Source organism: Shewanella sp. KJ2020 (assembly GCF_024197625.1).
Classification (GTDB): domain Bacteria; phylum Pseudomonadota; class Gammaproteobacteria; order Enterobacterales; family Shewanellaceae; genus Shewanella.
Genome location: NZ_JAKUKD010000032.1, coordinates 1 through 26923, shown reverse-complemented (window position 1 = coordinate 26923; position 26923 = coordinate 1). Strand labels below are relative to the sequence as shown.

Below are 26923 nucleotides of genomic sequence, written 5' to 3'. Positions count from 1 at the left end.
TGTTTTTGTGCTTTATAATTAAACTAATGTTGCCAGCATTTCATCGCTGTAGGGCACCAGTTCCTCACTAGCACGCACCCGAGCGACATAGTCTGGATTGGCAATAAAGGGACGACCGATAGCAATCAAATCAAACTTATCTGCGGCTATCGCTTCACTTGCGCTCTGGGCACTATAACCGCCCACACCCACTAAGGTTTTGCCATAGTGTGCTCGCACATAGCTGGAAGCGCGACCACCTAAATAATCAAACTCCATACTGTCATCAAAAATACCAATATGCACAAAGGCGATATCGCGCTTTTCGAGCTCGGGTAATAGATAATCAAATACGCCGCGGTCTCGGCTATCGGTGGCCATATTAAAATAAGCGCCGGGAGACAGACGTAAACCGGTTCTATCTTTACCAATTCGAGCAATAACAGCATCAACAACTTCGAGGGCAAAGCGCGCCATATTGGCTGGCGTACCGCCGTATTCATCGGTGCGACGGTTGCTGTCGTGATGTAGGAAAGCGTCGATCAAATAACCGTTTGCACCATGGATTTCAACCCCATCGAAGCCCGCTTCCATCGCATTTTCAGCCGCCTTGGCGTAATCGTGCACCAGACCTTGAATATCCTCTAGGGCTGCTGGTTTTGGCGTGACATAGGTCAGCTCACGCATTCTTGGGACGGATCCTTCAATCTTCTGCGCCGATGGGGCGAGCACATCGCCACCACCAAAAAAGTGCGGATGCGCTACGCGCCCCGTATGCCATAACTGCACAAAAATTTTTCCACCTTTGGCATGCACAGCATCGGTTACCTTACGCCAGCCAGCAATTTGGGCCTGAGTAAAAATACCTGGGGTATTAGGGTAACCTTGGCCGTCGGGGCGAATAATTGTCGCCTCTGTGATGATCAAACCCGCCTCGGCACGGCGTGCATAATAGGCAATCATATCTTCGGTCGGCACCAGTTCGGCATCCGCCATACAACGGGTTAAGGGCGCCATCAAAATACGGTTATTTAAGGTAATAGCATCATTAAGTTTATAGCTTTCAAATAGATTTGATGTGGAGTGTACGGTCATGGTCTCGGTCCCAATCTTGAATGTACGTTCAAGATAATATTATTTGAATGAACATTCAAGTTCATTTTTGAATGTATGTTCAAAATTAGGTAGAATGAGGTTAAATTTTTCGAGACGAGTCAAATACAGTCGATGCGCAATGCAGAGTTCAACCGAGAACAAGTTCTTCGCGGTGCTATGACCGCCTTCATGCACAAAGGTTACACTAAAACCAGCATGCAAGATCTCACCCAAGCCACGGGATTACACCCCGGCTCAATCTACTGCGCCTTCACCAATAAACGCGGGCTATTAATTGCAGCAATCGAACAATACCAACTCGATAGAAACACTCAGTTCAGCCTCTTCTTTACTGATAGTGCCGATGTGCTCGCGAACCTGAAGCGCTACTTAGATAATCTGGTCGTCGAATGCTTAAGTTGCGACAGCGCGCAAGCTTGTTTGCTCACTAAAGCATTGAATGAAATTGCAGAGCAAGATGATGAAATACAACAGATTATCAATAACAATTTACAGATATGGCAGGATGCACTGACGCAACAATTTGACTTTGCCGCCACCCAGGGGTTGCTCGAAGGGGAACGCAATAGCACCCAAAGGGCTCAATACTTGATGATGGGCATATACGGCCTGAGAACCTTCGCCCATACCCATCCACAGGCGCAAATTTTACAGCAATTAGCGGATAGGCTCTTTATCGAAGTCTGTCGATAGGAGTGTCGAAACAGCGCTGTGGTGCAATAGGGTCTAGATTGTGAACGGCTTTGATTCAGGGAAAGGTGCAAGCTTTATCTATTATCAGCACTAAAGTTAAAGGGACGGTAAATCATCTTTACCGTCCCCCAATATCTGTACAGTTTCTACCCGACCGCTAAGTGCTCTTAACCTATATTCGCCTGGGCAAAGACTCGTTCTCCTAAGGAGTTCAAAATCTTACACTCACCTTCTAGGACAGCTATGATGGATTTTCCCTTACGGAAACTGGCTGGGATCATGACACGGCCAGAGTCGCTAACAGACAAACCATCTAGCACAGCATTGTGCATAATTAACCCTACTGGTGCATCATAATACAAAACGGTTACAATCGCTTGTTGTGCTTGCATAGCTTTAAACTCACATTAAGCAGCGCCTGCTGCTATCGACCTAGATGACAAGAGTCTCCCTTATTCTCTTAGACAGTAAAACTTAGAAAAAATTTTACTATTTAAAATCACTTTGCTAAAAAAAACTGGCTCAGCAGCTTTATCTAGATAGGTCGGCATATCTTAGCACCATCAATATTTTGTTATTTAAGCACTTCGGCAAATAGATGCCAATCAATTTCTATTTTGTTGATCAATTTCGCGCAACTGATCACAAGTTTAACATTTGTTAATCTGAGCTTTTATGCATTAATGTCGACTTAGACTTTTCCCGTTAGGGCTTGGCTAAAACGTTTGTATGCAGCTCTCCTTCGCCGAGAGCAATCAACTCCCCAGCATGACTAGGGTAAAACTCAGAACTATCGCGACTTTCTGCTGTTTTTCCATCTCTATTCTCACTACGGCGCGCGCAAAGGGTGAAGGGCTCGATTAAGGGAAGTCGACTCAAGATGAACGAGTGATAGCCATCCATTGCCACACTAACTAGCAGCGAAACCGATAGGACAGAGGATCTTAAGGCAAATACGGCTAGCCTATCCTCTGACTCGAAAAACAATTCACGCTTTGACGAAAAACAAGATCAATGGTCCATCATCGACAGTCTATCGACCTTATGGCATCAAACATTATTATGAAAAGTCATGCCCCCTGATGTAACTGAGGTTAAAAGCTTATTTCCCCCAGCGCTCAGAAATGCGGTCTGTATCCTCTTCTTGGCAATAATTCCCGCCCAGACGACTGCACTTCTATCAAGAAAACTGCTAATATCGGCGCAATTTTTTTGAGCTAACGAGATCAAGATGGGCAGAGCATATCAAAATCGTAAAGAATCCATGGCGAAAACTGCAGGCCAGAAAACCCGCCTTTACTCGCGCTACGGTAAAGAAATTTACGTTGTCGCTAAGCAAGGTGGTGTAGAGCCTGATGGTAACTTATCACTACGTCGTTTAATTGAGCGCGCAAAGAAAGACCAAGTTCCAGCGCATGTAATTGAGCGCGCTATTGAAAAAGCCAAGGGCGGCGGCGGTGAAGATTACGATACAGCCCGTTATGAAGGTTTTGGTCCAGGCAACTGCATGGTAATCGTCGACTGCTTAACCGATAACGTAAAACGTACCTTCACAGAAGTGCGTCAAGCCTTCGTGAAGAACGATGCAAAACTCGGTGGTCCAGGCACTGTTGGCCATATGTTTGATCATTCTGCCGTTTTTGTTTTCCCTGGCGATGATGAAGATGCCATTTTAGAAATCCTAATGATGGCCGATGTGGATGTGAGCGATGTCGAAGTTGAAGATGGTATGATCAGCATCTTTGCCCCACACACTGAATTTTTCAAGGTCAAAACGGCACTGACCGATGCCATGCCAGATATTAATTTTGAAATCGAAAACATCACCTTCGTCCCGCAAACTATGACTAAAGTGACCGGCGAAGATGTGGCCGTATTCGATAAGTTTATCGCCGCATTAGAAGATTGTGACGATGTGCAAAACGTCTACCACAATGCGGAAATTGAAGAGTAACCCCCTTTCGCCTGAAATCAAAACGCAGCCCTTGGCTGCGTTTTTCGTTTATAGGTCAAGATATTAAGCGCTAATAAAACAGCCATGAAATCCTAATGGCAACACCCTATTCATCTGCGCCGAGGCGATAGGGCCAGCGCTGATATCACTGGCACGGAACAAAGATAGACCAGACTGGGCATTGCGATAATCAAGCCAAGTCATCAATATATAGGCTTCATGCTGCTCAGTGGCGGGGATATAAAGCGGCTCTTCGGCAATCTTGCCGTTCCCCAGATAATACGCACTATAGCTATCAGCAGTAAGTCCTCCATTGGCAAGCGTATCAGCGGCGAGCTTGCTGCTGTCCTTTGTATTATGAATACAATACAGGGTGTTACTCATCCCTGAATCAGACGCTAATTCAGCATCTAATTCAGTCTGTAATTTAGAGTGAGGGCCAAGTTCTGAGCGTGCTCCGATGCCAAATAGCGGAACAAACGCTGTTTTACTCATAGTTTGCTGTGCAAATTCTTTATGACTCATAGTTTGCTGCGCAAATTCTTTATTGCTTACAAACTGAGGAAACTCCATCATCACGCCGCTGCGGTTGATCCGTGCAGGGGAAGACAGCGCCTCAGTCAACGGAACTGTGATAGTCACTAGCTCGGCATGGGGTGTCTTAGTTTTGCGAGTGCCTGTCAGTAGCCCTTTCATCCCTTGGGTTAAAATGACCGAATTGGGATAGAGGCAAAGCTGCACCGAAAGTTCATCATTATTCTCAATGGCTTGACCAAAGTGAAACACAAATCCTGCGGGCAGTGGGTGTAACTGGCGCGTTTTAAAGTCGGCTTTGTCGATAACCAGTAATTGCGATGGCAATTCGGGGCGCCATTTAAAGGCATCGATATAGGTTTCGCCCTCTTCATACACGCAGGATGAAATATAAAACACTAGCTTATTTTCACTTTGGGCGAAGGCATGTAAGTAACTCGCCTGTGGTAATTCAATCACTTCCATTCTGGCAATGCTGTCATCGGCGGCCACTTGATACACAAGTAATTGCTTCTCACCCCCAACATACCAGACACCAAAATTCCACAGTCCACCTTGTCCGTCATCGAGTGGATGGGCGGAAAAGGGCAAGCCCTTAAACTTGTCTCCAAAGCTTTTCACGCCGAGCGTGTTTAAGGTTTGCGCGTCGAGTCGATAGGGTGAACCCGCCTCCCAGAGGGCGAGCAACTCGCCGCGGCGCGGCAGTAAACTGGTGTTAGCGACATTCAAATCGTCATTATTGCGAATGGGTAAAGCATTGGGGATCACAGTACCAGCGGTAGAATACTTAAATGCGCCAGCGGCCTCCTCCACTTTAAACTTCTTTGTTTGGATAAACTTAGCCTGATGCTGAATTTGCCCATCGGCCAGACTAAACTGCTGCACCATGCCATCACCATCAAACCAATGCTGGTATGCCTTACCGGCCCGAGACATTTTCGCCGGCCCATTACGATATAGATTGCCGCTCAATTGCGCAGGCCACTCACCCGAAACCTGCATAGTGAGCGGTGGATAGTCGCCTTCTGCCCCGTTAAAACCTATGGCCCATGGCTCGCGAGCGATCGCTTGTGCGCTATCCAGTGCCAGTAATTTGTCCACCGCACTTGCCCAAACCGCGGTCGTCATTAGGGCGGCTGAACCCGCTAGAAATTGACGTCTATCCATGATGTAGCCCTCCCTTAGCGAATGTGTATAGTGATTTGCGTATCGCCCTGCAGACTAAAGCTGGCGTCTTTAAAGCTTGCAGGTCCAAAACTGCCAGCGTTATTGCTAAAACCATAGCCTTCACTCGGCACACCTAAGATATTGGTATCTAACCTCTGGTTGCTATTTTCATCGTGAAAGACCTTGAGCGCATATTGTCCATCGGCGAGATCGCTAAATACCAGCCTGTGCTCAGCCTTAGTCACAGGCTTTATCATGGACGCGCTGGGATTTTTGCCTGATGTATAATCCTCGGCATTGGCGTAAAGTTGCACCATCAAGGCGCCCGTTTGTACTTGAATATTATCTATATCTACGGTCAAGGTATGTGCTTGAATGTCTGCGGACATGCTTCCTGTAGACAAGAGTAAGCAAGCTAAGCCTGCGCCCCACATCGCTGATAACGTCCTTTTAGTACTATGGGTTTGGAAACATGGGGTTGTTGCCATAGTCGAGTTCATGTGTTTCATGCCTTACTCCTGCTACTTATAGTGATAGTGATTGCGACGGAGTTAGCTTAAAAAATCACAGGATTAAAAACAGGTGCCAAAAGTCATAAAACAAAATGTTAACAACATGACTTTTGGCATAGTGACATCGGGCATTGATACCTTAGAATGGTCGGCAGAATTGGATTAAGGAATAGTCATTCGTGCTAGAAAATCGATTAACGAAAGAAGAGAGCCTGTTAATTGCCGCCGGGCTGCTCACCTGGGGGCTTATCACTTGGGTCGGGATAACCCAAGCCCCATTGCATACATGGCAAGGCGTGGTCAATGTCGCACTCTATGGATTGTTTTTAGTGCAATTTATACTGATAGCAACGGACATAGTGCCCCATATGGATATTCGACTCCGTCGCCTTGTTACTTTCACTATGCCTTTGATTGTATTTGGCTTAGTGCTCACTGCAAATAATGCCTTACTGCCGATCTTCTTGGTTATTTGGGCATCACTTTTACCTGAGTTTTTTAATCGCCGCCAAGCGATTGCACAACTGCTGTTAGCCAACCTTATTTATTATGTGCTGCTGCAGTGGCAATTCCATCATCAAAGTCATGTGTTCACTATAGTGATTTATCTTGGATTTCAGTTATTTGCCTATAGCAGTAGCCAGGCAAGGCTTTCTGAACGCAAATCTCGTTTGGTACAAGAACAGCTAAACCAGCAGCTTATCGCCACCCGCGCCCTCCTTAGCCAAGCCAGCGAACAGCAGGAAAGACTGCGGATCTCCCGCGATTTACACGATATTCTCGGCCACCAGCTCACGGCGCTCTCACTGCAATTAGAAGTACTAAGCCATCAAGCGCCCGAAGAACTCAAATCTCAAGTTAACCAAAGTAAATCCCTAGCCAAAGAGCTACTTGAAAGTATTCGCACCGTCGTTAGGGCCCAAAGAGTCCAAGTGGGATTGGATTTAGTTCCCCCTTTAGAGGCACTGATGAGCCGCTTACCCAGCGTCACTTTCACCTGCAAAGGGATGAAGCCACTGCAATCAGCCGAACTGACTCAGGCACTACTGTTAGTGCTGCAGGAAGGCATCAGCAACGCCGTACGCCACGGCAAGGCGGATCAACTGCAACTGAGCATGGAAAACTCCCAAAGCAGGCTGATATTACAACTGAGCGACAACGGCGTTGGACTCACCCGGGGAGCGACACGCAACATATCGGCTAAAAACGGCACTGGACTAAGTGGTACAGAGCTTAGTGGCACAGAACTTAGTGGCACAGGGCTAAACGGCACTGGAATTAGCGGCATGCAGGAAAGGCTTAAGCCTTTTAATGGCACCTTACAGCTAAGGGCGAATGATTCTGCGCCGGGCTGCACCCTTACCCTCACCTTTCCTGCGCTCGCTTAACCATCAACAAAATACTCTTTGGAATTGCTATGGACATGCAAAACAACATCATCAGTGTCGGTTTAGTGGAGGATCAACAATTGGTTCGCCAGGGGATCGCTAGTCTGCTCGCCATTTCCGAGCACATTCACGTTCTGTGGCAGGCTGAAGATGGCCAAGATGCACTTATAAAACTGGCCAATAATCCTGTCGATGTGCTGCTCAGTGATATCCGCATGCCAAAACTTGACGGTATCGAAATGCTTAAACAGATACGCCAGAGTGCCAATCGCTTACCTGTCATCATGTTGACCACCTTCGACGACAGTGAGTTATTCCTTAATAGTTTACAGGCCGGAGCTAATGGCTTTTTACTCAAAGATGTGTCACTCGACAAGTTACTGCACGCCATCGAAACCGTCGCCAAAGGCGGCTACTTAATTGAACCTTCGGTGCTTAAACAGATGAGTGAACCCAAACCCGTACTTAGTGTTGGGGTGAGTAGAAATGAATTGTTGTCGGAGCGGGAGCGGGAAATCCTAAGTTTTATGGCGGGCGGCTTCTCCAACAAGGAAATCGCCAATGCGGTATTTTTAGCCGAGGGTACAGTGAAAAATCATGTCTCTAATATACTCACTAAACTCGATTGCCGGGATCGCACCCAAGCTGTGCTCAAAGGGCTGCAACTGGCGTTGATTTAACCCATTCACCTTGCTCAAGACAGCAAAAAGGGCCTTTAATGGCCCTTTTCTATTCCCTTAACGCGGGGAATTAATGCTCTTAACGTAAATCCATCTCTTGGATAATTTCGTGGGCAATCGCTGGCGTAGTGCAGCTTGGAGTCTCATGTAAATCGGCTTTTAACTGGCCTTTACGGTGTTTAAGTGCGGCATCTAATTTTTTCGATGCGGCCTTAATGGCTGGGTACATGATTTCATCTGTCCCCGATGCAGAAATGCGGCTGCCTTCATAATTTGTTCGAATTTCAACCTGAAACTCGCCATGCTCCTTCGCAATAATGATATCGAGCGCGATCAAAGTAGGGAAATGGGTGGCGATTTTTGAAAACTTTTCGTTGACATGTTCTTTAACAGAATCAGTAACATCGACATGGTGACCAGAAAGATTTATTTTCATAGGTTGTCCCTTTTAGTGTCATTACTTTTATTTTCGTTTCACTATTAGAGCTTGGGGCATGCAGAATAAAACACAAGCCCTAAAGACAAATATTTCGGGTAAAGCTGGTATTAGCAGTGTCTAAATGTGAGGCGCATCAAGAAAAAAGTCATTCAAGAGATAAGTAAGTGGTTGATTTTAAAAAGTCAAACCGTATAAAAATCAACCACCGCCACCTATTCAGCCTATTTCAATTGTTTTAATTGCACTCAATATTTACGCTGCACACTCTGTTGCCAAAACTGCTGGGATAAATGGTGGGTCTTAGTGGATAAACGCGACACTTGATCGCCCCGCGCCGCCGCATCTTGGGTCTGTTCTAGACTCTGCTGAGCGAGATCACTGATCACATGGATAGCTCGACTAATTTCAGCGGCAACGGAGGCTTGTTGGGTCATAGCCGCAGCGTTGTCATCACTGAGGGAGTTAATTCTGGCGATGGATGATAATAACTCCCCAAAAGCCACGCTCGCATCCTGGGCTAACTCAACGGAACGTTTGACCTGTTCTTGTCCCGCCACCATAGTCGAGGTCGCCCTGTGGGTACTGTCCCTGAATCGATTGACGATTTGCTCTATGTGCGATGTCGATTGGCTGGTACGGCTCGACAGTTGTCTGACTTCATCGGCAACGACAGCAAAGCCACGGCCACTCTCCCCTGCTCGAGCAGCCTCAATGGCAGCATTTAATGCTAATAGGTTAGTTTGATCGGCAATGGCCCGTATCACTTCTAATACCTGATGAATAGCCTGACTATCCTGCTCAATCGTTTGCACTACATCGGAGAAATGACTGACCTGCACACTCAGTTGATGAATTGCATCGATCACGGTTTCTAAGCGTGAATGGCCGCGCTGCGCCGCCTGATGACTAGACACCATCTCGGACGCAGTGCGATGAATATTACCTGTGACTTCGGCAAAACTGGCACTCATTTGCTCCATCGCCGTCGCCGCCTGCGTCGTTTGCTCGCTCTGGCTATCCGCATGTTCCCAAGTATTGGTAATGGTTTGTTTAAGGTTCACGCTCTGCTCTTGGATTTCGCTGGCAGAATCGGCCATGCGTCCGACCACACCGCCTATTTCAGTGATTAAAAATCGCAAGGCCAGATCCAACTTGCCGATTTCATCCTGCCGGCCGGTATACACACCCATGGCAACGGGATCGTCAATGATATTGGTTGCTATCGACACTAACTTTTGTAATGGCTGCATCAGGTAGTACCAAGCGAGGCACGCTAGGCCCATACCCGCAATCGCCGCCACTATGGGTGAATAACTGGCAATCACAGCTGTAGTAGTAATAGAAACCAGCATAGCCAGCAGAATTTTACCGCTAAAACCGAGTCGATCTTTGCGCAATGCCTTAGGTTGTTTACCCTGATTAATATCGCTGTAAATCGCCTCGGCCGCTTTGATCTGCTCGGGTGTTGCCTGGCGGCGAACGGATTGAAACTCGTGAATGGCCCCATTCTCATACACAGGTGCAACATAGGCATTCACCCAATAGTAACCGCCATGTTTCGTTTTATTTTTAACTATCCCCATCCAAGGTTTACCGCTCTTTATTCTCTCCCACAGGATTTTAAAGGCGGCAGCGGGCATATCGGCATGGCGCACTATGTTGTGTGGATTGCCCTGCAACTCGTTAACACTAAACTCACTGATCTGCGAAAAGGTCTGGTTTACATATTTAATGTTGCCCTTAAGGTCAGTTGTGGACAGTAGAATGGCGCTATCAGACAGGTGTTTTTCACCCTTTGTAGAATGTGTTTGCATAGTTTATAGGGCAGGCTCTCGGTAAAAAGATGGGTGGCATTTTGCCAAAAGGACAAGCTGTCTACCTTGATTAAGCTCACAATGACAGGAGAAAAATTAACCAAAAGCTAAACAAGTGATAACCATCAAACCTATAAAACCAAACATTTACGATAGAAAAAGAGGAGAAGCCCCCACAGTAATGCCCAAAGCAAGGAGGCAAGAGCAATGGAAACTCGCGCTGGGTCGCAATTTTACATCTAAACCTAAATGATATCGTTTATCATTTAAATAAACTGCGTTATACTCCAAAAATTCATAGTGTCTCCACTTATGAATGCAACCCAGTTGCGCTTTGCCTCTAATGCACAGTGGCCATAATTAGCCCCTGAGCAAAAAACCAAAACAGCGTCATCTAGACACGGAATGAGAAGTGGTACTTATGTCTAATACACCTGCGCTTGAAACCTCAACGCAATCATCTGCAGCGCAAATACGCTCGTTCTCATTGATTTCACGGGGAATTGTGCAGATTGTGCAATGGTTTAAGCAAGAGCAATCGCTATTTGCCTTCAAAGTCTTCGCCCGTGCGAGTGCAGCCCTGCTCGCGGGTTATATTGCAGCCGCTACTCTGGCCAGCCTACTGACATTAGCGCTGCCCATGCCAAGGCTAGAAAGTACCTTAACCGCCAATATGTTGTCCTTTTTGTTCTATGCCATCGCCATCATTTACGCCTTTTGTGTACGTAAAACCTGGCATGCATGGCGAGATTTAGGCCTAGTGAGTTTACTGTGTTTTGGATTAATTAAGGTGTGTGGGCTGTAGGATGAAAGAGACATTTTTTAGAACCTTATCTTGGCTACATACCTGGGCAGGCTTGCTCGTATGTTGGGTACTACTGCTCATTTTCTTTGCGGGCAGTTTGAGCTATTTTCGCCATGAGATCAGCCTTTGGAATGAACCCGAGCTACATAAAGGAGTTTATCAAGACTATCGAGCCGATACACTCGAGGAGCAATTAGACAGCGGCCAGCGTTACCTAGAAACCCATTCGCCCGAAACGGCGCAGCGCTGGATGATCAACTTCCCATCCGAACGTAAACCCTTTTTAAGTTTTAGCTGGCAACTGCCGCCGGAAAAAGGTCAACGCCGCGGCAAGATAGAAGAAGATGTAGCCCTAGCCGATGGTAGCGGCATGATCTCAGAAGTGCGCGAGAGTCGCGGTGGCGATTTTTTCTATCGGCTGCACTTTGATTTGCATTATATGTCCGCGATAACCGCCCGCTATATCGTCGGTGTTTGCACTATGTTTATGTTGATCGCCCTTATCAGCGGCATAGTGATCCACAAACGCATCTTCAAAGATTTGTTCAGTTTTAGACGGGATAAAGGTGCCCGCTCTTGGTTAGATGCGCACAATGTAAGCTCAGTTATCGCCCTGCCCTACCATTTGATGATCACTTATACTGGGCTTATCACCCTGATGTTGATCTATATCCCATGGACAGTGGATACCGCCTATTCGGGCGATAACCAAGCCTTTTTAAAGGAGCTTAATCCCGCCAGACAAACCGAAAAAGCCGCAGGGATTAGCACGCCCCAGGTACAACTGAGTCAATTACTGCCGCAGGTGCAAGCCGAGTGGGGCGATGCACCAATTAAGCAAGTGATAGTGTCATACCCTAACGATCAAAATAGCCAAGTAACCTTCTATCAAAACACAGGTAAAACTGTGACCGATGAAGCTAACATTATGATATTTAACGGCGTAAATGGTGAGCTTAAATATGCCAGCCCGCACCAAGCCTCGGGGGCTTTGGCAACCTACGACACTATGATGTCACTGCACACGGCGCGTTTTGCCGCCCCGTTATTACGTATATTGTTCTTTTTCTGTGGCTTATTGGGCTGCGCTATGGTTGCCACTGGCACCTTGATGTGGGCTATTCGTCTACGGCAAAAACAGCAAAAAGCCATAGATAAAGGCGAGAAACCAAGCTTTGGACTGCGCCTAGTTGAAGGACTAAATTTCATGTTTATCTTAGGGTTACCTTTAGGCGCCGTGAGCTTCTTTTACGCAAACCGTCTGCTACCGACAAGCTTTGCGGGCCGCGCTGAATGGGAAGTGCACAGCTTCTTTATCGCGTTAGTGGCGATGGGAGTCTGGGCTTGCTTTGGCCGTTCACGTCGTCAGTGGCAAACGGCATTAATACTCACAGGAACCTTATGCTGCGCACTACCCGTGCTCAATGCCTTCACATCGCCAAGCAATCTCATTGATAATATCCAATCCCAGCAATGGGCTTTAGTCGGGTTTGATCTGCTCGCCATTCTACTCGGCGGCGCTATGCTATTTGCCAGTAAAAAATTAACGCTGATTACAAAAGCCGCTCCCGCGAAACGCCAGGCAAGAAAAGCCTCAACGAATACCAAGGCCGATAAGGCACGCCGCGGCGAGCCAAAAACATCCCTTGCCAACGAACTCACCTCGCCTTCAATGGAGGAAGCTAAACCATGATGCCCGCATTTATTCCCGTACTTGGGATTTTAGGCTTGAGTTATCTCTCCCTCTCCCTATTCGCCTTAGCCAAATTTGGCCATTTTAAGGATGTCTTTAATCGTCCCCCGGCTCAGTGGCAGAGCCGTCTATTAAGCTTATTTGCATGGTTATTGCTGATGTTCAGCTTAAGTGCCTGCGTGCGGGATCAAGGCTGGGCCTACGGAAGTATCTTGTTTATGGGGATTATTTCTCTGGCGGCAATGCTGGTTATTCTCACCCTAAGCTACAGCCCTCGACATTTACCTATTGGCATAGTCACAGGCAGTGTACTCACTAGCAGCCTATTATTTAGCGCTGGGTTATAACTTCGAGTTCACTTAGTGCAGGCCATAGCTAAGTGAACACAGCTAGGCTATAGTGCCCTGATGTCCTTCTGATAGGAGAAAATAATGGGCTTTAACTTAACGGTTAACTGGCAAACCTCCCCCGCCGAAGAGGGCGAATTTTGTCGAGATCACAGCATTACCTTTGGTAGCGGCCAAACGATTCAGGCATCATCCGCACCGGAATACAAAGGCAATAAACAGAATGTCAATCCAGAGGAAAGCCTGTTGGCGGCCTTATCCTCATGCCATATGTTGACCTTCCTCGCGATTGCGCATCTTAAGCGCTTACCCGTTGTCTCCTACGTAGATGAAGCCACGGCTGAACTTGGAAAAAATGACGCAGGCAAGTTAGCCGTCACCAAAATGGTGCTCAATCCTAAAGTGATCTTTGCCGATGGTGTCGATGTCAGTCGAGAAACGATCGAAAAGATCCACGAAAAAGCACACGCTAACTGCTTTATTGCCAATAGTTTAGCAACAGATATCCACATCAAGTTTTAAGCTATTAGGGCAAGTTTGCGCTTAGGCTTGCTTGCCCAACATCTTTTACGCTGCTTAAATTATACTCTATTCAGCTTAGGTCCAGCTTTTTTACCGTACGATACCTCCCACTTGAGTGACTCGATTTATCAGTCTTGATTTGAAAGAGGTAAGCCATGCATATCCAATCTAACGCTTATGTCGCAAGCGTAAATGCAAGCAAATACATCAATGCCAACCATTCTGCACCTTGGTTGAATTCGACCCAAACGAATTTACCGCCCGCGTCCTCGGAAACAGTGACCATCTCCAGTGAAGCAAGACAGCTTGCACAAATTGAGGCTCAAGCCGAAGAGAAAGCAGAGTCCACTCCGCTACCCAGTGTGCCGGATATGCCGCAGATTGAGGACAACATCGAAAAATATGTTGCCTTTCAAGAAGCCAAAATGAAGTATCAGGTCGTATCCGATATGACGAACATTGCAATGGGAAATAGCGAAGGGATTTCAGCCCCGACGGCCTATTACCTAAGCAATAACGAAGAAGCTAGGGCCGCGAGTGTCAATCACCTCGCATATCAACAACAAATAAACACTATGCAAACCTATGTAGAAGCGAGTAACGATGTCGATGAATGGGCATAAAAATGGGTGTTGTCTCGGGAACTACAAGACAACACCCTAACTTTGTACCTAAGCATCTTAACCTAGATAGCTTAAATTTCAGTTAAATACTGAACTTAAACATCAACTACTTAGCTTTAATATCCTGGGCCATACCTGTTGCAGGCATAGGTTGCGCCTTTAAGGCGGGAATAGGTTGTTTCACTAGCTCATCTTTTAGGTAGCTTATCGCCGCCTCGAGCTGCGCATCTTTGCCATTAAAGGTAGCGAAAGGTAAGTTATCGACTTCGATATCCGGCGTCACGCCATAGCCTTCCAGCACCCAGCGGCCATCCATCGCATACTGTGGATACTCCGCCACCCGCGCCATGCCTTTATCGGTCAGCGAGTTTCGCCCAGATAGCCACACGCCCGCTCCTGCCGTTTGCTTACCAATCAGCGGTGCAATACCGAGCGCTTTAATCCCAGCGGAGAAGGTTTCGCCGTCGGAATAGGTCAATTCATCGGTTAACACCACTAAATGGCCGCGGAAAGTTTGCTGCATATTGGTGTTTGGCGTGCCGTGGGTCGGTTGCCAGAACGCCCAAGCGCGGCGCAATAACTTCTCGATAATCCAACTATCAATATTGCCACCGCGGTTACGGCGAACATCAATAATCAAACCGTCTTTATCGTAATTGGCATAGAATTCACGGGCGAAACTTTCAATATCCCCACCGCCCATGGCATATAAATGCAAATAACCCATCTTACCCTGGCTAGACTCCTTGACCACTGCCGCGTTATGGCTCACCCAATCTAAGTAACGTAATTGGCTGTCCACCACAGCACTGACGGGCATAACTATGGTTTTATGGGTTTGGCTGCCACGCTTAAGCTGCAGTAAGACTTGTTTGTCCTGTTGATTGCGTAAAAGGCGCGTGACATCGGCCACATTCGCCACTGGCGTGCCATTAATCGCCAGCAGCATATCGCCTGCTTTAGCATCGACTTCAATACGGTTTAACGGTGAAGCATTTGCAGGTAACTCAGGATCGTTATTGTAAATATGCGCAATTTTAACGCCATCTGCCGTTTGTTGTAGGCGCGCACCAAGACTTGCCACTTTAGCCGCATCTGGATCTTGAGGTAAATCACCACCGCGCACCTGTGAGTGCAAAGAATCTAACTCGCCCATCATTTGCATGAAAATGTCGTTCAGTTCGTTACGATCGGTCAAACGGTCGAGCAAAGGCTGATATTTAGCCTTAGTGGCTTGCCAATCGAGGCCGCGCATCTTCTTGTCGAAGAAAGACTCTCGGTGCATCAACCAAGCATCTTCAAACATTTGTTGCCATTCAAGCTGGGGAGAAATCGCTAGCTGCCATTGTTCCGTTTGCACTTTGGCATTATCCGTATCACCTAATTTATCACCGCCATCAACGATCAGGAGTGATTTCTCATTACTGTGCTTACGTAGCATCAGCTTTTTACCATCGGCAGAAACCTCATATTGGCCAATGTCCTCGGCAAAAACCTCGACTTTGGGGCTTAATCGGTCAAATTTGATGGTCATTAAATTAGGGGCGACATCGTCACCAATAGCTTGATCTAACAGATAAAGTCTATCATCGACGACGCGCAGTTTACTGTAATTGCCTGAATCGACAGGCACTTGCCATAAACGCTGAGAGATCCCCGCCCAATCGATTTTCACTGGACTCGGTTTATCCTTAGCATCGGTTTTTTCAACTTGGTTCGATTCGAGTTCATTGGGTTTACTAAAGGGGAATTTGGCATTTTTGACCAGTGCGATGGCAAAAATTTGGCTGCGTTTATCAAACACAGGACCCATGTTTCTATCGCCCCAAGGTGAACTTGGTGTTGCGCTGAATTGGCGATTCGATAGGAAATATAGCCACTGGCCGTCACTGCTAAAGGTTGGCGAATAGGACTCGTATTTGTCGCTTGTGAGCGTCTCGGCCTTATTTTCATCCACTGAATACAGAACGATTTGCGGACGTTGTTTACCGATTTCCGACTTAGTTAATGCAATAAAACGGCTGTCACCGGACCAGCGGATATCGGCATAAGGCCCAAGTCCCTCGCCGTTAGTGATGATTTTTTGATTGGTATTTTTCTTTAAGTCGAGCAGCCAAACATTGCCATCATTATCGTCATGGGCGATAAACCGACCGTCACTGGACAAATTCAGGCTCATTCTTAAGGTATGACCGTCTTTGGTCAGTTGTTTAGCGCCACTGCTACCATCGGCGGGGAATTGCCAAATTTCCTGCTGACCCGTCATATCGCTAATCGCATAAACCGACTTGCCATCTTGACTAAGCACCGCTTCCCTAACGCGATAGGTTCCCGGCAGTGCCACTTGCACTAAACGCGATCCATCAACACCCGCGATCGCCACATGGCTGCGGGCGGTGATCACCACTTTATCGCCAGCAGGGGCCAAATTAGTCGAAGAAGCGTAATCCATAGGGTCTTTCACCCAGTGCTCGCGGCGCTCGGCAAAATCGGAGGTGAGTTCAATATTGAGTAACGAGTCTTTAGCGGCGGCAATATCAAACACATGGATATCCGCACCTAACTGAAATACCACTTTTCCTTGGGCCATCCGTGCACCGCGGACTTGCCAATCTTTAAATTGGGTCAACTGTTTTGCATCTGAACCATCGAGCGCCATCGACCAGAGATTGTCGTTACCATTGCTGTCGCTGATAAAATAGAGCCTATCCTGCCACAGCATAGGTTGGCGCACTGAGCCGTCGTGTTGGCCGCTAAGCAACTGTGCCTCGGTTTTGCTGCCAAGTTTAAAGCGCCATAATTCGCCTTTTGCGCCGCCACGGTACACTTTGGCGTTATCGCCCGTCACTTGCAGACCAAAGCGGGTGAAGTACACATATTCGTTGCGATCATCAATCACACCTTCGACCGCATCGGCTAAGGGTAAATCTGTGGTCATAAGGGTTTTAGGATCGACGCTGCGCAGCATCCAATTATTAGCAGGACCGAAACCAGTGTCGGTGGAATATAAAATTTCGCCTTTGGCGGTCCAGCCCTGAACCCGCACACGGCTATTTTCAAAACTCACCCGTTTAGCGACACCGCCCGTAATGGGGATCACATACACTTCGCTCGCGCCTTCATAGTTGGCCACATAAGCAACCCATTTACCATCGGCCGAAATAGTGGCCCCTAGCTCTTCTGCGGGTAAGCTTGTTAAGCGCGTCGCCGCTTTTTGACCTAAGGTCTGAGTCCATAAATCCCCTTCAGCGGTAAAGACTAAGGTTTGATCCTGCAGGGCTGGCGCGCGGTAATAGCCTTGATTGCTCACCGCATCGGCGGCGATGGTTTGGAACGCTGTTAATGTGCCAAGGGCGAGCATACAGCAGGCAACGGAATGACGAAGTTTCATAAATGGCCTTTATCCTATTGTTATTGTTAGCAATGGATCCTTTGCATGGACTTTATAATGAGCTTTTGTAATAAGCTTTTGCGCAATGTGCGTTAATCAAACCTAGAGTTTGATAATTTAGCCCATCAAGCTAGCAGAATTTGATAGAGAGTTCAGTAACTTCAAAACGGAGAAGTTTTAGCAAATGTGTCATAGCGTTACCAGCAAGGGGACTCAATAAATCACTCAGTGATTATCGCGCAATTAGGGATAAATCAAAGCTAAAGTATAACGAACCTCTTGGGTATGGTTCTGACGGCTCATATTGGTTTGTTGCGCGAGGGAGATCTGCTGCCATTTCAATAGCACTCTGGCGATTTCGCCATTATCTTTCAAAGTACGAATAGCAGTATTTATCTGTGTGAGCTGTAAGGCTGACATGCTCACCTTACTGAGCATCAGATGGATTGGATTTTCCTCTAATACTAATCTGAGAGGTGCTAACTTAACGCCTTGATATTGGTTGGCAATATAGGGAACTGCCATAGCATCACCTATGATTAAATCCCCACGACCGTGATAGAGCATTTGTACAGATTTATCGAGACTGGGACTCAAGACTAATAATTGCGCTTGCTCGAGTCGCCCCTGAGAATCATGGTAATCATTACCATACCAACCACTTGTCGGAACAAGCAAACGCAATTTGTGGGTAAAGATATCCTGCCATTGGCCCAAGTGAATTTGTTCTTTTTTCTCATCTAATACAAAGAGGCGTACTGCTTCATTTCGATAGTCTTCGGAGAATAATGCATATTCTTGGCGGTCTTGGGTTTTAGTGGCCCCCATCATCACATCGAGAGCGCCAGCCTTTAACATTTGATGCGAACGTTTAGCGGGCACGTTGATAAAATTCACGTCACAGCCTAGAAATTGGGCAAATGAACGCATCAACTCGACATCGAGTCCCTGAGCCTCACCTTGGGGATCTTGCCATGCGTAGGGTGCCCAATCGTTATAACCAACTTTAATAGGATTAGGACAAGCAAAACCAGCCCTTGCTGGCGACGCACTGTGGGCGGGCAAGACGCAGATAAACCATATAAAAATACAGCTCAGTTTTAACCTTAATATAGGCACAATTTGGCCCCGCAGGTAATAACACACTCCCAGTGATAAAAGCATCAAATCCAATGACACTAAATTCAGAGGGTTTCCCCTCATCATTAATAAGGGTAGTCCGCACCTAGGGTTGACGCCATAAGCGAAATATCTCTCCCAATAAACGCTCATTTACAGCATCAAAGTGTATCGGTACTCAGCAGGCACTAGCAAAAAGGGAGCATAGCTCCCCTTCTATACAAACTCGCCATTTATGTCTCTAAATAACTGCCCCTAATTATGTTACATCACAGGATGCAGAGATCTAGAATCAGAAACGGCTATTTAGCCTAAGACTAGGCGAGTACAGCCAATAAATGCGCCTTCAATGTGGCAAAGTCTGCGGGTAACTCTGCAGATAAAATGGTCTTAGTCGCCACAGCCTCAAGCTCAGCTGGCAGGGGTAAATCAAGTTTTAGCTCCCTATCCACTACATCCTTAAATTTAGCGGGATGCGCCGTCCCCAAAAATATGCCCACTTCGTCGGGCACTAAGGTTAAAGATAATGCCTTAGCCGCGATCGCCGCATGGGGCTCAGACACATAGCCTTGAGCATATAACTCGGCTAATGCCTGCGAGGTTTGCTCCTCGGATAAACGGATCCCCACTAAGTTACTCAACGGCCAGCCTAATTTCTCACAAATCGCTTCCACACGCGGCCAATTACTGGGCTCACTCACATCCATCGCATTGGACATGGTCGCTTGAGTCGGATTGGGCTGCCATTGACCATTGTCTAAGTAACGCGGCACAGTATCGTTAGCATTGGTGGCGGCGATAAAGCGTTTAACCGGTAACCCCATGGCTTTGGCAAATAAACCTGCGGTGAGGTTACCAAAATTACCACTTGGCACTGAAATCACAGGATCGGCGCTGTGGCGCTGCTTAGACTGGGTAACCGCTTCAAAGTAATAGCAAATTTGCGCGAGTAAGCGACTGATGTTGATAGAATTTGCCGAGTTTAAGCTCAGCCCATCACGAACTTCGGGATCATCAAAGGCGCGCTTAACCAGATCTTGGCAGGCATCAAAGTCAGACTCGATAGCGACTGTGTGGATATTTTTGCCTAGAGTCGTGAACATCTTCTCCTGTAGTTCACTAATTTTGCCCTTAGGATAGAGCACCACCACATTGACTTTCTCAAGCCCGTAAAACGCATCGGCAACCGCAGCGCCAGTGTCGCCCGAGGTCGCAGTCAGAATAGTTAGACGCGTGTCCCCCACAAAGGCATTGACGCACTGCGCCATAAAACGTGCGCCAAAATCTTTAAATGCCAGAGTAGGACCGTGGAACAGTTCGAGGCAGGAGCGCTGCTCATCGACGGCAACCAAAGGTAAATCGAAGTTAAAGGCACGCTCAACCAGTTCATCGACCGCATCTTGGCCTAGTTCAGATGCCAGCCATGCGCCGAGCACTTTTTTACTACGCTCAACGAATGGCAACGCCAGTAACCCTTCTATATCGTCTAATACGGGTATTTGGGTGGGGAAGAACAAACCTCTGTCTTTACCTAACCCCAGTTGTACCGCTTCCTTAAAGCTCACTTTCTGCGAAGGGTGTTTTAAATTATATAGTTCCATGCTAACTCAACCTTTTGATGCTAAAGCTTAAATGCTAATTCTGGTGCTTAGTCTTAACTAAATTGACGATTAATCGACCCTGCGCGTGCCCTGCTCATCTAGGCGACACACGTGGGCAAAACCACCTTCCTCGGTCAAGTAATGCTGCTCTAACCAGGCTTTAGCGACATTGGCCGTGGCTAAATCATCGGTAATCGAAAACAGCGTTGGGCCACTGCCCGAAATCCCCGTTGTCAACATACCTAAATCGGCTAACGCGGCTCTGGCATTGTCGTAACCAGGAATCGCGGCGGCGCGGTAAGGCTCGGCTAACACATCCTTTAATACGCTGATCGCAAGCTTGGCATTCTGCTGGTAAGACGCATGAACAAAGGCACTTAAATAACGGCCAAAATCGATAGTGACACTTTTATCGTATTGATCGGGCATGAGTTTACGCATCATCGCCGTCGAGAGTGAAATCCCTGGATAGGCCACAACCCAATACCATTCTTTAAAGATCGGTATCGCTTCGCAAACTGTCCCCGGCACATTGAGCATCAATTGCATGCCGCCCAAGTAACAGGGGGCGACGTTGTCATAGTGCACACTGCCACTGATCTTCCCTTCAAACTCGCCCATCAGTTCAAGCAGTGCTTGCTCGTTATAGGGTCGGTCAAAATGTTCATTCAAGGCATATAACGCCGCCACGACTGAGCTGGCACTAGACCCTAACCCACTGCCGACTGGCAGGTTCTTTTCCAGTGTCAGCGCTACGCCTTCATCTGCTTTACCCAGTGCTTCTAAATACTCCTTACTCAGGGCGGTTAAGAAGAATTCGGCACATTGGTACACAATATTGTCTTGCGGATTGGCAGGTAGTTTATGGGCCCAAGCGCCGGTTTGTGTCAGGCTCACACCCGACTTTGTTGCGGCGATTGTCACTCTATCGCCGAGTAAACTGCCGTCTATCGGCGCCAAAGCGGCGCCCAATAAATCAAATCCGACTCCCACATTACCCATAGAGGCTGGAGCATAAACGGTCAAACTCATACATTCACCTCACGGGTCCAATTCAAGGTTCTTAATACATCGGCAAAGGCGCCGGCGGCGGTTACTTCAGTCCCAGCGCCATAGCCGCGCAGCACAAAGGGAATGGGCTGATAATAACGGCTATAGAATGCCAAGGCATTTTCACCGCCTTTAACGCTGTAAAGCGGATCATGTGCATCGACTTCGGCGATACGCACACGGCACACACCGTCTTCAATTTGTCCCACATAACGCAGCACTTTACCTTGGGCTTTGGCCTGCGCCACTTTAGCGGCAATAGCAGCATCAACCTGCGGCAAACGCGCCATAAAGCTTTCGACATCGCCTGAATCATCAAACTCGGCAGGCAATACAGATTCAACCTGCACATCACTGAGTTCGAGCTTTAGTCCCACTTCACGGGCAAGAATGAGCACTTTACGCGCCACATCCATACCGCTCAAGTCATCACGGGGATCGGGCTCAGTAAAACATTTTTCCCGCGCAAGCCCTGTCGCTTCTGAAAGTGTCATACCGTCATCGAGCATGCCGAAGATAAAGGATAAAGAGCCCGATAAAATACCGTTAAATTTATGCAGTTTATCACCCGCAAATAACAGTTTTTTCAGGTTATCGATCACAGGTAAACCCGCGCCGACTGTGGTTTCGTATAAAAATTGGCGGCGCTGTTTCAATGCCGTTTGGCGCAGTGCTTGGTAATAGGCATAATCGCGGGTATTAGACTTCTTATTCGGCGTGACTACGTGCAAACCCGCGTTCATCACATCCAAATACAGGTTCGACACTTGCTCGCTGGAAGTGCAATCCACCAGCACGGGATTCAGTAATTGTTGATCTTTCACCCATGCGAGTAACGCTGGGATATCACAGGCTTGCTGACTATCGGCAAGCAAACTAGACCAGTTGCTTAAATCGATACCCGCACTATCGAGTAACATCTTATTTGAGTTCACAATCCCACAAACTCGGATACTGATATGTTGATCCTTCAAGACTGGCGCCTGCTGTTTGATTTGCTCGAGCAGACCCGCGCCCACATTGCCACAACCCACTAAAAACACATCTAAATATTGCTGCACATCGAAAAAGCCTTGATGACAAGCCGCCACCGCATGCTTAGTCTTACGCTGCTCGATCACAGTCGAAATCGACCGCTCGGACGAACCTTGCGCAATGGCGATAATGTTCACACTTGCCTGTGCTAAGGCTTGGAAGAAACGCGCCGCAACCCCTTTGTGGGTACGCATGCCATCACCAATCAATGACACAATTGCCAGTTCATGGCGCATAGCGATAGGCTCAAGCAAATCACTTTTTATTTCTAATTCAAATTCTTGTTCTAAGGCCCATTTCACTTTGGCCGAGTCAGACGTCGCCACACAGAAGCTGATGCTGTATTCAGAGGAGCTTTGGGTGATGAGAGACACAGACACGCCGCTGCGGGAAATCGCCGCTAAGGTACGACTCGCCATGCCAACCATGCCCTTCATACCTGGGCCAGAAACATCAAACATAGTTTGATTATCGAGATTGGAAATAGCTTTAACCTGCAAACCGCTCTTATCGGCTTGATTGGATACCAGAGTGCCGGGGGCATCGGGGTTGAAACTGTTTTTGATATAACAGGGAATATGGAACTGAGCGATAGGGGCAATTGTCTTAGGATGCAGTACCTTAGCACCAAAATAGGACAGCTCCATCGCCTCTTGATAACTGAGCTGAGACAAAAGTTTAGCGTCAGCTACCACTCGAGGATCGGTATTATAGACACCGTCAACATCGGTCCAAATTTCACAGCTTGAAGCATCTAAACAGGCGGCGAGCACGGCGGCAGAATAGTCGGAGCCATTGCGGCCTAACGTCACCACTTTGCCCTGTTCATCGGCGGCGGTGAAACCCGGTATCACCCACACCCGCTTTTCCCCGAGGGCTAAATTTTTGAATCTTGGTTTACTCACGCCGATATCAACGACGGACTCCAAGGGTTTCCCACGCCCCAAAAATAATGCACGGGGGTCGAGCAAACCCGATGTAATGCCCTTTGCTAACATGACTTGTTCCATCAAGGCCGCAGATAATCGCTCCCCTGCCACCACGATTTCGGCACGTATTCCATCGGGACACTCTTGCAACAAGGTAATCCCACGAAGTCTATCTTGCCATAATGCCAACTGACTCGCTAAACCTGCAAACAAGTGTTCACTTTGAGCACTAGAGAGTCCAGAAGCCACCGCATCTTGGTAAAGCGAGGTAAATACCCGTTCAACATGTTGTATCACTGGGGAATAATCTTCGCCTTTAACTGCAACGTCGACCATTTCTAACAACGCATTGGTCACAGTAGCAGGCGCAGATAGCACAGTGGCTATGGGCTCAAGCTTAGATGCCTTGGCAACAATATCCGCCGCCATCGAGAATCGCTGCCAATTTGCCAGCGAGGTACCACCAAATTTCATTACTTTCATTTTGTTCTCCTGTGTACCGCGCCCGACTTAGAAATAAGAGCTAGAAACAAAAAAGCCCGCTTCTTTGTGGGAAGCGGGCTTATCGTTAAAATTCTTTAGGGTGTATCAGCCCGCCCCCACTGTTGTTGTAGTGGTGGTTGTAATAATGGTAATTACTACGAAACCTAGGCTATGCATGTGTTTGGGCTAATCCATGTTAACTTCTTGATAAACAGAATTGCTTTTTTTACCCGCGCTTGTCAACCCCTAATAATGGATTATTTATAGGCAAATCTTAAGGCTCAACAAAATGCTGCATCAAGATTAGTTAATATAAAGTTTTCTAAGGGTAAAAATGCAGTTTATGCAACAGATAACTGTTGACGTTAACGTAACGCCACCGAATAAACACATAAAAATCACTTATTTTTCATAAAATTATTTATCAGTTATTTTTTATGACTCATTTATTTGTTCCATCTTGTCACTCAGAGCATATTAATAAGCTAACGAGCAAAAATCACATTACACATAATCCACAGCACAAAACAGCGGTTAATCCACCGAAAAAAAAGCTGTGCGATATCTAACATAAGCTGCTTCAAATTATCGCCAGCGCCAAAAAAGCACGTTATTATGCGCGCACATTCCGAACCGGAGGCGATATGAAGATCACCCAACACAGCGCGGTAACCATTCATTACCGTTTATCAGACCAAGAAGGCAGACTGCTAGAAGACTCTTTTAGCGCAGAACCTATGCTGTATTTGCATGGCACCGAAAACCTGATCCCAGGTTTAGAAGCGGCATTAGAAGGCAAGGTCAAAGGCGAAAAACTTGATGTAACCATCAGCGCCGAAGAAGCCTACGGCCCTTACCACGATGGTCTCCGCCAAGCCGTCCCCCTAGAAGCCTTTGGTGATATCGAAGATATCGTTCCAGGTATGCGTTTTATTGCCGAAACTGAAATGGGTCAACGCCCAGTTCAAGTTGTCGAAGTCAAGGATGATGTAGTCATCGTTGATGGCAACCACCCTTTAGCAGGTCAAGCCTTGAGCTTTAGCATCGAAATTCTTGATGTGCGTGAAGGGACTGCCGAAGAAATCGCCCACGGTCATATTCACGCCCATGGCGGTTGTGGCAGTCATGGACATGATCACGACCATGGCGGTGGATGCTGTGGCGGTTCAGGCAAAGAAGAAGCGGGCGGCTGCTGTGGTGGTTCTGACCACGATCATGGACATCACCACCATTCACATAGCCATGAAGAGCACGAAGCCTGTGACACGCCTAAAACCGGCTGTGATGGCAATGGTGGTTGTGGCTGCCGCGGTTAACAAGTCGCTCGGCTTAAGTTTTAAACTAGCATTAATTTAGCTATGTTTTTCACTTTACCGTAATGAAGCACTTCCTTACATAAGGGAGTGCTTTTTTTATACAGAAATGATTATAATCTGTTAGTAAGCTCTAAAACAGAGTTACCTTTTGGAATTAACAACTACTTATCTGAATATTTTCAATTCGATATGATGTTAAATTTAAGCGACGGAGTGCTTATGCTAGCTAAACCTTTGTATGAAATTTTGCCCTATGTTTATATAGCGCTTGGTAGTTCGAGCTTTATTACACTCGATATCAATTACGCCGTGATAGCGGCTACTGTGATTTTTATACTAGGAGCAAGGATCTATATTCAGCGGTCTCAAAACCGTCGCACCGATCCGGCAAGACGTAGAAAATCCGGCTATCTTCCTGAAGTAATTTACAATTTCCTACCTTTTATCTATCTATTCGCTGCGCTATCTATTTTCAAGTTCATGCCAAAGGATCTTTATCCAGTGCTCGCCATTTGCCTGCTGAGCTACAGTCTGTATATTTTGCTTAGGCGTGCACTCTATCGCCGTCACAGATTGCCAGCATCACCTCATTTTTGATAAACAACTGAGGCGCCCTTGAGCGCCATCAATTGTTGTTCCACTAATCGATAAGTTTCTGAATTGTCGCCCTATGCTCTGGAGTCATATTCTTCAAATAGTTAGAACAGCGGGTAATAGTTGCAATACTCACCTGAAATTCAGCCGCGATTTGTCTTTGGCTCATTTCACCATTGAGTAGTAGCTGAAAAACCTTGAGCCGTCCCGCGATAGCGCTACGTTCCTCTTCGGTTAACAGTAAATGAAATAGCACGGAAAGATCTTCATAATTCCCATGACTCAAAATCCGTTCTAGCACTAAATCCCAGTTTGCTCGCATAATCGCCCCAAAAGTACTGTTAAAGCATTACATTGGCAGTCTAACAGATTTACTTACGTAACAAATAACTTGTTACGTTTCTTCATACTATCTAGACAAAAACTGACAAAATTGCTTCTAGTACATCAAGTTAATTTGTGTACAATAGGAGCGCAATGTCACACTTCGACGCTAATTTGTGAGAATACAATGAAAAAATTACTCCTTACTCTTGTGGCCAGCACCACCTTACTGGTTTCAGCAGCTCAAGCACACAATTTCGAAGATGCAAAAGATGCGATTGAATATCGCCAATCCGCATTTAGCCTTATTGCCTATAACTTCGGTGATATGGGAGCCATGATGAAAGGTAAAAAGCCTTTCGAAGCAGAAACCTTTGCAATGCGCGCTGCCAATGTTGCTGCGTTATCAAAAATTCCTTTTGAAGGTTTTATTGACGGTTCAGATAAAGGCGAAACCGAAGCTTTAGCTAAAGTATGGCAAGATAGAGCGGATTTCGATGCAAAAATGAAAACCTTCCAAGAAAATGCAGCCATTCTAGCTACTGTGGCGCAAAAGGGTGATCAAGCCGCAATCAAGCAAGCCTTTATGGACACAGGTAAAAGCTGCAAAGGTTGTCACGACGCTTATAAGAAAGACTAAATTTTCCACCATAAAAAAGCCTGCAATTTCGCAGGCTTTTTTTATTGGGCTGTCCCGTCCTGAAATACGTTGACATAAAGAGGACTTCTTTATGACAACATCAATTAACTCAAGCCGTAAGCGCACACAACGAGATTACACCTTAGCCTTTAAATTAGGCGTTGTAGAGCGTGTT

General features: G+C 46.9%; 25 protein-coding genes. 13 read left to right on the top strand and 12 right to left on the bottom strand.

Translation table 11 applies throughout. The features are described from left to right. Positions 1-18: 18 nt before the first annotated feature. Positions 19-1074, bottom strand: coding sequence for an alkene reductase (locus tag MJO46_RS17985; protein WP_253990508.1), 1056 nt, complete (start codon positions 1072-1074; stop codon positions 19-21). 132 nt (positions 1075-1206) lie between these two features. Between MJO46_RS17985 and MJO46_RS17980 the strand changes: the two genes are divergently transcribed. Beyond that, on the top strand, positions 1207-1788 hold the full coding sequence (locus MJO46_RS17980; RefSeq protein WP_253990507.1) for a TetR/AcrR family transcriptional regulator: 582 nt from the start codon (positions 1207-1209) through the stop codon (positions 1786-1788). A 167-nt stretch (positions 1789-1955) separates the two neighbouring features. Here the strand turns inward: MJO46_RS17980 and MJO46_RS17975 are convergent, their stop codons facing one another. After that, positions 1956-2180: a TIGR02922 family protein gene (locus tag MJO46_RS17975; RefSeq protein WP_198780659.1), complete on the bottom strand. Its 225-nt coding sequence runs from the start codon at positions 2178-2180 to the stop codon at positions 1956-1958. An 839-nt stretch (positions 2181-3019) separates the two neighbouring features. Between MJO46_RS17975 and MJO46_RS17970 the strand changes: the two genes are divergently transcribed. Beyond that, the gene (locus MJO46_RS17970; RefSeq protein ID WP_253990506.1) at positions 3020-3742 is read left to right on the top strand and encodes a YebC/PmpR family DNA-binding transcriptional regulator; all 723 of its coding nucleotides are present in this window, start codon (positions 3020-3022) and stop codon (positions 3740-3742) included. 63 nt (positions 3743-3805) lie between these two features. On the opposite strand, the gene MJO46_RS17965 is transcribed toward MJO46_RS17970, so the two are convergent. Beyond that, entirely contained in the window at positions 3806-5443 is a 1638-nt protein-coding gene (locus tag MJO46_RS17965; protein WP_253990505.1) for a carotenoid oxygenase family protein, read from the bottom strand. A 14-nt stretch (positions 5444-5457) separates the two neighbouring features. Further along, positions 5458-5952 carry a DUF2141 domain-containing protein gene (locus tag MJO46_RS17960; RefSeq protein WP_253990504.1) on the bottom strand — a complete coding sequence of 165 codons (495 nt, stop codon included), beginning with the start codon at positions 5950-5952 and terminating at the stop codon, positions 5458-5460. Positions 5953-6134: 182 nt separating this feature from the next. Here MJO46_RS17960 and MJO46_RS17955 point away from each other — a divergent pair, with 182 nt between their 5' ends. Both MJO46_RS17955 and MJO46_RS17950 read left to right on the top strand, forming a co-directional pair. Beyond that, the gene (locus tag MJO46_RS17955) at positions 6135-7343 is read left to right on the top strand and encodes a histidine kinase (RefSeq protein WP_253990503.1); all 1209 of its coding nucleotides are present in this window, start codon (positions 6135-6137) and stop codon (positions 7341-7343) included. Between the two features lie 29 nt (positions 7344-7372). Beyond that, positions 7373-8023: a response regulator transcription factor gene (locus tag MJO46_RS17950; protein ID WP_253990502.1), complete on the top strand. Its 651-nt coding sequence runs from the start codon at positions 7373-7375 to the stop codon at positions 8021-8023. Positions 8024-8102: 79 nt separating this feature from the next. Here the strand turns inward: MJO46_RS17950 and raiA are convergent, their stop codons facing one another. Continuing rightward, positions 8103-8459: a ribosome-associated translation inhibitor RaiA gene (raiA, locus tag MJO46_RS17945; RefSeq protein WP_198780665.1), complete on the bottom strand. Its 357-nt coding sequence runs from the start codon at positions 8457-8459 to the stop codon at positions 8103-8105. 248 nt (positions 8460-8707) lie between these two features. Further along, positions 8708-10276 carry a PAS domain-containing methyl-accepting chemotaxis protein gene (locus MJO46_RS17940; protein ID WP_253990501.1) on the bottom strand — a complete coding sequence of 523 codons (1569 nt, stop codon included), beginning with the start codon at positions 10274-10276 and terminating at the stop codon, positions 8708-8710. 421 nt (positions 10277-10697) lie between these two features. Between MJO46_RS17940 and MJO46_RS17935 the strand changes: the two genes are divergently transcribed. The 5 genes from MJO46_RS17935 (at position 10698) to MJO46_RS17915 (ending at position 14266) form a co-directional block, all read left to right on the top strand. Further along, positions 10698-11081, top strand: a complete 384-nt coding sequence (locus tag MJO46_RS17935; protein WP_253990500.1) for a DUF3649 domain-containing protein — start codon at positions 10698-10700, stop codon at positions 11079-11081. 1 nt (position 11082) lies between these two features. Further along, complete coding sequence (locus MJO46_RS17930; RefSeq protein WP_253990499.1) at positions 11083-12774, top strand: PepSY domain-containing protein; 1692 nt, start codon at positions 11083-11085, stop codon at positions 12772-12774. Continuing rightward, complete coding sequence (locus MJO46_RS17925; RefSeq protein WP_253990498.1) at positions 12771-13121, top strand: DUF3325 domain-containing protein; 351 nt, start codon at positions 12771-12773, stop codon at positions 13119-13121. Before MJO46_RS17930 ends, MJO46_RS17925 begins: the two co-directional genes overlap by 4 nt. An 84-nt stretch (positions 13122-13205) precedes the next feature. Beyond that, positions 13206-13643 (top strand): OsmC family protein, encoded by a 438-nt coding sequence (locus tag MJO46_RS17920; RefSeq protein WP_253990497.1) that lies wholly within the window; start codon positions 13206-13208, stop codon positions 13641-13643. A 155-nt stretch (positions 13644-13798) separates the two neighbouring features. Then, positions 13799-14266, top strand: coding sequence for a hypothetical protein (locus MJO46_RS17915; RefSeq protein WP_253990496.1), 468 nt, complete (start codon positions 13799-13801; stop codon positions 14264-14266). Positions 14267-14372: 106 nt separating this feature from the next. Here the strand turns inward: MJO46_RS17915 and MJO46_RS17910 are convergent, their stop codons facing one another. The 5 genes from MJO46_RS17910 to thrA form a co-directional block, all read right to left on the bottom strand. Continuing rightward, entirely contained in the window at positions 14373-17657 is a 3285-nt protein-coding gene (locus MJO46_RS17910) for a S41 family peptidase (protein ID WP_253990495.1), read from the bottom strand. A gap of 243 nt (positions 17658-17900) precedes the next feature. Further along, positions 17901-18821: an ABC transporter substrate-binding protein gene (locus tag MJO46_RS17905; protein WP_253990494.1), complete on the bottom strand. Its 921-nt coding sequence runs from the start codon at positions 18819-18821 to the stop codon at positions 17901-17903. A 272-nt stretch (positions 18822-19093) separates the two neighbouring features. Beyond that, positions 19094-20377 carry a threonine synthase gene (gene thrC / locus MJO46_RS17900; RefSeq protein WP_253990493.1) on the bottom strand — a complete coding sequence of 428 codons (1284 nt, stop codon included), beginning with the start codon at positions 20375-20377 and terminating at the stop codon, positions 19094-19096. Positions 20378-20446: 69 nt separating this feature from the next. After that, the gene (gene thrB / locus MJO46_RS17895) at positions 20447-21409 is read right to left on the bottom strand and encodes a homoserine kinase (RefSeq protein WP_253990492.1); all 963 of its coding nucleotides are present in this window, start codon (positions 21407-21409) and stop codon (positions 20447-20449) included. Continuing rightward, on the bottom strand, positions 21406-23874 hold the full coding sequence (thrA, locus tag MJO46_RS17890; RefSeq protein ID WP_253990491.1) for a bifunctional aspartate kinase/homoserine dehydrogenase I: 2469 nt from the start codon (positions 23872-23874) through the stop codon (positions 21406-21408). The genes thrB and thrA overlap by 4 nt, the downstream gene beginning before the upstream one ends. Before the next feature lie 644 nt (positions 23875-24518). On the opposite strand from thrA, the gene slyD reads away from it, so the two are divergent. Together slyD and MJO46_RS17880 are read left to right on the top strand one after the other, a co-directional pair. Further along, positions 24519-25190 (top strand): peptidylprolyl isomerase, encoded by a 672-nt coding sequence (slyD, locus tag MJO46_RS17885; RefSeq protein ID WP_253990490.1) that lies wholly within the window; start codon positions 24519-24521, stop codon positions 25188-25190. A gap of 219 nt (positions 25191-25409) precedes the next feature. Continuing rightward, positions 25410-25787 carry a hypothetical protein gene (locus tag MJO46_RS17880; RefSeq protein ID WP_253990489.1) on the top strand — a complete coding sequence of 126 codons (378 nt, stop codon included), beginning with the start codon at positions 25410-25412 and terminating at the stop codon, positions 25785-25787. Between the two features lie 43 nt (positions 25788-25830). On the opposite strand, the gene trpR is transcribed toward MJO46_RS17880, so the two are convergent. Then, on the bottom strand, positions 25831-26106 hold the full coding sequence (gene trpR / locus MJO46_RS17875) for a trp operon repressor (RefSeq protein WP_007649781.1): 276 nt from the start codon (positions 26104-26106) through the stop codon (positions 25831-25833). A 189-nt stretch (positions 26107-26295) separates the two neighbouring features. Here trpR and MJO46_RS17870 point away from each other — a divergent pair, with 189 nt between their 5' ends. Together MJO46_RS17870 and MJO46_RS17865 are read left to right on the top strand one after the other, a co-directional pair. Beyond that, the gene (locus tag MJO46_RS17870; protein WP_253990488.1) at positions 26296-26748 is read left to right on the top strand and encodes a cytochrome c; all 453 of its coding nucleotides are present in this window, start codon (positions 26296-26298) and stop codon (positions 26746-26748) included. 91 nt (positions 26749-26839) lie between these two features. After that, positions 26840-26923 (top strand): valyl-tRNA synthetase (locus tag MJO46_RS17865; protein ID WP_242325992.1); only part of this gene is annotated, 84 nt, incomplete at its 3' end.